We start from the raw sequence: 996 nt of genomic DNA, 5'->3' as shown, positions 1-996 counted from the left end.
GTAGAGCAGCAAGGCGGGAACGACGACGCACAGGATCCAGGTGCCCAGCCACAATCCCTTGGCTGCTCCTGTCAGGACGGTCTCGACGGGTGACTCGAACACCGCCAGCGACAGTACGAGCGCAAGAACCAAGGTGATCGCGGCCGACCACGTGGTCTTCACGCGGCCAAGCAGGACGAGCAGAAAAAGGGTCAGGACGGGGAGCAGCGCAGCGAACCAGTACCCATCCATCGCCCTTTACCTTCTCATAGCCCGTTGCACCGCCGTTCGCCACAGATGACAGCCGCATTGCCGACGTGTCAGAACCCCACCACCTCTGGGTCGCCACTGCGTTGTTGGTGCACCATGGCCGGTTTATCCGTTCGGGGCTCGACGTGTGCGACGGGGCGACAGAGGCCTGATTTACAGATAGCTGATGGCGTATGCCCAGTTTGGCAGCATTTCTACTCCGACTAGACACGTTAGCCTCTGGAAACTCTCAAGTGTGCTTGTTAGTATCCAGCAGCATGTCGCATCAGGAATCGAAAGAGGAATCGGACGAGTGGGGTCTTCCCGCTGGCTATGGAGAGCTGCTTGAGGACATCAAGCAAGAGATCAAGGGCGCCAGACTCCGGACCGCCCTGGCGGTCAACACGGAGATGGTGAAGCTCTATTGGCGCATCGGCCAGCTGATCCTGACGCGTCAACATGAAGAAGGTTGGGGTGCCAAGGTAGTTGGCAAGCTCGCTGTGGATCTCAAGACGGAATATCCGCAGGTTAGGGGCTTCTCGAAGACAAACCTCGCCTACATGCGGGCGTTTGCGCGAGCGTGGCCCTCAATTTTCCCCCAGCTTGGGGGACAATTGCCCTGGGGGCACATCAAGGTGTTGCTCGATCAGCTTGATGATCGAGCGGCCCGTGAGTTCTACGCCAGCCGGGTTGTCGTCGAGGGCTGGTCGCGGAACGTACTCATGCATCAGATCAGGAACCGGCTGCATGAGCGGGTCGGAGTCGCAC

General features: G+C 59.4%; 1 protein-coding gene and 1 pseudogene. One reads left to right on the top strand and one right to left on the bottom strand.

Going from position 1 to position 996, the window contains the following annotated elements; translation table 11 throughout:
* Positions 1–231, bottom strand: a pseudogene (locus ELR45_RS38800) (L-lactate permease); the annotation flags it as partial.
* A 275-nt stretch (positions 232–506) separates the two neighbouring features.
* Here ELR45_RS38800 and ELR45_RS23240 point away from each other — a divergent pair.
* On the top strand, positions 507–996 hold a 490-nt coding region (locus ELR45_RS23240; protein WP_165368035.1), incomplete at its 3' end, for a DUF1016 N-terminal domain-containing protein.

Origin of the sequence: Phytoactinopolyspora endophytica (assembly GCF_004138495.1) — a bacterium.
GTDB lineage: Bacteria > Actinomycetota > Actinomycetes > Jiangellales > Jiangellaceae > Phytoactinopolyspora > Phytoactinopolyspora endophytica.
The sequence above is the reverse complement of the archived record's forward strand: the minus strand, read 5'-3'. Positions and strand labels throughout refer to the sequence as shown.